This is a genomic window from Muricoccus nepalensis, from assembly GCF_006438825.1.
Classification (GTDB): Bacteria; Pseudomonadota; Alphaproteobacteria; order Acetobacterales; family Acetobacteraceae; genus Roseomonas; species Roseomonas nepalensis.
Window position 1 is genome coordinate 1 of record NZ_RCZP01000097.1, and the last position, 4,821, is coordinate 4,821.

The 4,821-nt window shown below is 66.6% G+C and carries 5 protein-coding genes and 1 pseudogene; 4 read left to right on the plus strand and 2 right to left on the minus strand.

The window, feature by feature from the left end:
- Positions 1 to 207: 207 nt before the first annotated feature.
- Positions 208 to 1,389 (minus strand): FAD-binding domain-containing protein, encoded by a 1,182-nt coding sequence (locus tag EAH89_RS30425; protein ID WP_241667280.1) that lies wholly within the window; start codon positions 1,387 to 1,389, stop codon positions 208 to 210.
- A 362-nt stretch (positions 1,390 to 1,751) separates the two neighbouring features.
- Between EAH89_RS30425 and EAH89_RS33710 the strand changes: the two genes are divergently transcribed.
- Entirely contained in the window at positions 1,752 to 2,066 is a 315-nt protein-coding gene (locus tag EAH89_RS33710; RefSeq protein WP_408906341.1) for a tripartite tricarboxylate transporter substrate-binding protein, read from the plus strand.
- A pseudogene (locus EAH89_RS30435) lies at positions 2,027 to 2,245 on the plus strand (SOS response-associated peptidase); the annotation flags it as partial. The gene EAH89_RS33710 and the pseudogene EAH89_RS30435, both read left to right, overlap by 40 nt.
- Before the next feature lie 339 nt (positions 2,246 to 2,584).
- Here the strand turns inward: EAH89_RS30435 and EAH89_RS30440 are convergent.
- Positions 2,585 to 3,064 carry an RrF2 family transcriptional regulator gene (locus EAH89_RS30440; RefSeq protein WP_140887866.1) on the minus strand — a complete coding sequence of 160 codons (480 nt, stop codon included), beginning with the start codon at positions 3,062 to 3,064 and terminating at the stop codon, positions 2,585 to 2,587.
- A gap of 77 nt (positions 3,065 to 3,141) precedes the next feature.
- Here EAH89_RS30440 and hmpA point away from each other — a divergent pair, with 77 nt between their 5' ends.
- Entirely contained in the window at positions 3,142 to 4,356 is a 1,215-nt protein-coding gene (hmpA, locus tag EAH89_RS30445; protein WP_140887868.1) for an NO-inducible flavohemoprotein, read from the plus strand.
- A 177-nt stretch (positions 4,357 to 4,533) separates the two neighbouring features.
- A partial coding sequence (locus EAH89_RS30450; protein ID WP_194152382.1) for an NAD(P)H-dependent flavin oxidoreductase occupies positions 4,534 to 4,821 on the plus strand: 288 nt, incomplete at its 3' end.

Sequence of the window (4,821 nt, forward strand, 5' to 3'; positions counted from 1 at the left end):
CCTAGCCATTCCACCCATCTCAAGAACGCTTCGGCTTCACGGAACAGGTGGACTGCCGGGCAACAGCCCCTGTGGAGTGACACGCTCATAAGACCGAGGAGTGCCGCCATTCCCTCAGGCGTATTTCACGCCCGGTCCGCTGCGCCCTTTCGCATCTCGGTTTCGGACGTCGTTGGTTGCTAGCGGGACATAACCTCAAAGCTTGGTCTACCCGGAACACAACGGTTCGCCGTTAGGCCGCCAAGCTTCGCGACATGCAAGGATCGACGGGATCGCCTTGCGGACCTGGAAGTAGCCTCGTGTCGCGTGCGGCCAGACCAGATCGTCCCATCGCCGCCGGGTACGCGCGCAGGCGTTCGGCAGCGCCTCGGCCGAGGGGCCGACCGGCGCCCAAGCCGTCACCACCGGCAGGCCGTCGTTCCAGCCGTCGGCCGCCGGTCCGGCCGGGCAGCCGAAATGCGCGGCGGCCCGCGCGAGGGCGTCGTTCATCGCCACCTCGTCCGCGCGACGGACGGGCTCGGCGGCGCCCGAAGCAAGGGCGAGCAGCCCGCCCACCCGAGCGACCCGCGCGTCACCCAGCGGAAGGCTTTCGGCGTGCAGGTCGTCCAGGTGCAGCAGCAGCGCCACTTCGCCGTTCGGTAGCGGATCCGGGGAAGGCAGCAGRATGGTGGGGTGTGAGGTGGCCTCGTCCAGTGGGGTGGGATGCTCGTCCAATCCCGAGGGCGAGAAGCGGCCGTCCGTGAAGCGGCGGATGTTCTCGGCCCGGGCGACGTAGTGCTTGCCACGCGTATGCAGCCCGGCCACCCAGCGCCAGGACAAGGTGTTGCTGGCCGGGTCGCCGTCGAGCAGATGGCGCAGGAAGAAGTCGGCCCCCAGCGCCCAGGGCAGGCGCAGGGTGAAGATCCAGATCGAGGCGAACCACATGCGGGCGTGGTTGTGCAGCCACCCGGTCTCGACCACCTCGCGCGCCCAGTCGTCGAAGCCATCGATGCCGGTTCGCCCCGCCACGGCGTCCTCGAACACCCGCCGCAGCCCGGACTGGGTGGCCAACCCGTTCCGGCCTTCCGTCACCAGCCGGAGGTAGTCCGTCCAGACCGAGGGATGCGTCTCGAGGTAGCCCTTGAAGTAGGAGCGCCAGAAGACCTCCTCGACGAACTTTCCAGCCTCCTGCGAACCGTGGGCGGCGAGGGCGGCGTCGATCACCTCCTCCTCCAGCAGGAGGCGACGCCGCAGGTAAGGCGACAGGGCCGTGGTGGACGGTGCCGTCCCGGGACCGCGGTCGGTGTTGCGTCCCTCCGCGTAGGCGCGACCGGCTCGCGGAATGGCCAAGGCCAGGTGTTCGAGGGCTGCGGTGCGGGTGAGTACGGCGGGGTCCAGCATGTGCGCCATGTGGGACCCTTCCATCCGTTGGTCAGGGCATTCTGCGCCGCTTACTGCCTGAGCCAGGAGGGCTGTCGCGGCCTCTTCAGAGGAGGAAGCCCTCTGCGAGCAACAGCCGGGCCGAACCAGTACGCTGGTGGATGGCTCGCATGGCAAAGCTGCTCCTCTAGTCGCGACGGCAACCATCTTCCTTGTATTCCAGGCCCCAGTCCCAGACCGACGCACCAGGATTGCTTCCTTCTTCAGGCCGAGCGGTGAAGTAGCTGAGTGGGCGATGCCGCCGCCCAGCATCCCTTCTGTCTACCCCGCGATGTGCCAACTCCACCTTTCGTGTTACGGCCTGACCAAACGACTAAAAAGGGAGCGCCTTCATGGAAAGCAGACGCGAAGTAGTCGGAAGTTTGGGTGCGGGGCTGGCGTTCATGACCTTCGGCCGCGCGGCGGCTCAGGATCTTGGCTGGAAACCTGATCGACGGATGCGCGTCGTCGTGACCTTCCCACCGGGCGGGGTGATGGACATCTCCGGGCGCCTCGGGGCGGAGCTCCTGGGCCGCGTGCTGGGCCAGCCCGTCGTCGTGGAGAACCGGGCGGGCGCGGGCGGCAATGTCGGCACCCTGGCCGCCCTCAACGCTGAGGCAGACGGCTACAGTGGACCTCGGTGCGGAAGGTTAAGGAAGGCGAGGTGACGGCCGACCTCTACGCTTTCCTCACCACCGAGCCGAACGCCGAGGTGGCCCCGATCCACCCCAAAGCGATGCCGGTGATCCTGACCGAAGCTGACGAGTTGGAGGCCTGGATGACGGCGCCCTGGACGCTGGCAAAGGAACTGCAGCGTCCTCTGCCGGATGGGCTGCTGCGGGTCGTGGGGCATGGACGAAGCGACCAGCCGGATGAGGAGACTTTGCCCGGCGGCGACGTGCGCCCGAGCCAGGGTAGTCTTCTCTAGACCCACAGCCCCACGACCATCCCTCGTGCAATGGCTCCCGGTTGGCCTTGGCCAGGGCTTTGGAGAACATGTTGCTGGATGATGGCACGAAGCGTTGGATTGGATCCCCGGCGGCTTATGGCCCCTGCCGCAAGTTCATGAACCAAGGCCATGTGGTCTAGGCAAGGCGTGATCTGGACGGACAGCGGCTCTCCGGCCGATCAGCGAGGCGGGCGCTCACCTCGTGGCCGGGGACATCCGCTTCTAGGCACCGTGGACTTACTGAAGCGGTGTTTGGTCCGGCAACGGCGGGGAAGCGGGAAGGCCCAGGCGAGCGGCTAGAACCGCTCGATTGGGCCTCAGGAGGTCAGCAAGGGTCTGGCCGTCCAGAACCGCCATGAAGGCGGACAAGGCCTCGCCGAGAAGGCTCTGAAGACGGCACGCGTTCAGCAGGGCGCAAACACGGTCGTCCGCGGCGGCCTGGAAGCAGGCGACCAACGCCATGTCGTCCTCGGTGAAGCGGACAACGTCACCGACGCGGATATCTTCCGGAGCTCGTGCCAGCCGCAGGCCGCCGCCCTTTCCACGCGTCGTTTCGATGAAGCCGCCCCGCCCAAGATTGTGCACCACCTTGATCAGGTGGTTCTCCGAGATGCGGTGTGCCTCGGCGACCTCGCGGATCGACACGCGTCGGTCACGTCGCAGCCCCAGGTAGATCAGCGTGCGAAGGGCATAGTCCGTGTGGAGGGTAAGTCGCATCTTTAAGATGTATGCGCTTTACACCTTTCATCCAAGTGGCTAGAAGGTGCCTTGTCTATACACCTTATGAGGTTGCCATGCCCCGCCCGCTCAGCGCGCAGACCGTTGCCGTGGTCAAGGCCACGGTCCCGGCTCTCGAAGCGCACGGCCTGGACATCACCCGCCGGATGTACGAGCGGATGTTCCAGAAGCCAGCCATCCGGGACCTGTTCAACCAGTCGCACCACGGCGAAACCGGCTCTCAGCCCAAGGCGCTGGCGGCGGCGATCCTGGCCTACGCCCAGAACATCGAGAACCCGGGCGTGCTCGCCGCGGCCATCGAGCGGATCGCCCAGAAGCACGCGGGGCTGAACATCCTGTCGGAGCACTACCCGGCTGTGGCCGAGGCCTTGCTCGGTGCCATCCAGGACGTTCTCGGCGAAGCCGCGACGCCCACCGTCCTCGCGGCCTGGGGCGAAGCCTACTGGTTCCTGGCCGACGTGCTGATCGGACGCGAGACGGAAATCTACGACCAGCAAGCCGGGGCGTTGGGTGGTTGGAACGGCTGGCGCGACTTCGTGGTTATCGAGAAGGTCCGGGAGAGCGACATCATCACGTCGTTCCTGCTCGTCCCAGCGGATGGCGGCACCGTGATGCGGCACAAGCCCGGCCAGTACCTGACCTTCTGGCTCGACATTCCGGGCCGCCCGCCGCTGAAGCGGAACTACAGCATCTCCTCGGCGCCCGGTGACACCCACTACCGCATCACCGTGAAGCGGGAGCCGCACGGCCTTGCTTCCAACTTCCTCCATGACGTCGTCGAGACGGGAACCCACCTGAAGGTTGGCGCACCGGCTGGAGACTTCTTCCTGCCCGAGCGTCCCGATCGGCCGGTTGTTCTGCTCAGCGGTGGTGTCGGCCAGACGCCGTTCCTGAGCATGATGCAGGCCGCGGCCAACCAGGAGGCGAGCCAGATCGTGCATTTCATCCACGGCACCCAGTCAGGCGCCACGCATGCCCTGGGTGGGGAGGTCAGGGCACTGGCGGCCGGATCGAAGGGGCGCATCCAGGCAACCACCTTCTACGAGTGCCCGCGGCCTCAGGACCGCCAGGGTGGGGACTACGACATCTCCGGCCTGATCACGCCGGAATGGTTGGCCCGGAACACGCTGTTGGCGGGCGCGGATTACTTCCTCTGCGGTCCGCGATCCTTTCTTCGGGACTTTGCCGCCGCGCTGCTGCGCAGCGGTGTCCCGGCGTCGCAGATCCACTACGAGTTCTTCGGTCCGGCCGACGAGTTACTGGCCGCTTGAAAGACCCCCTGAGATGGGGCGCCCGCCAGCCGCAGCGGTAGCCGTCCACTGGTCGTCGCGGCATGGCTGTGCCTCACGCCGCAGAGCCATGCCGCCTTCATCCTATCGCACTGGTGAGCTCTCACTGGACGCGGCCGTCCACGGCTTCATCATACCGGTCTTGATAAGGAAGCCAGCATGGCTTGGACTGATCGCCGCATCCTGGACCTGTTCGGCATCGAGGCTCCCATCATCCAGGCGCCCATGGCCGGGAGCACGACGCCCGAGATGGTCGTCGCGGTCAGCGAGGCCGGAGGGCTCGGGTCCCTGACCTGCGCCCAGTACACGCCGCAGCAGGCTCGGGAGGCTGTGCAGAGGGTGAAGGGCAGTACCTCACGACCCTTCAACATGAACTTCTTCTGCCACGCGTCTCCGGAGCCTGACCCGGTACGCGCCGCGGCGTGGCATGGGGCGCTGAAGCGCTAC

Coding starts and splice junctions, on each gene's coding strand:
- hmpA (WP_140887868.1), top strand. CDS start 3,142: ATGCCCCGCCCGCTCAGCGCGCAGACCGTTGCCGTGGTCAAGGCCACG.
- EAH89_RS33710 (WP_408906341.1), top strand. CDS start 1,752: ATGGAAAGCAGACGCGAAGTAGTCGGAAGTTTGGGTGCGGGGCTGGCG.
- EAH89_RS30440 (WP_140887866.1), bottom strand. CDS start 3,064: ATGCGACTTACCCTCCACACGGACTATGCCCTTCGCACGCTGATCTAC.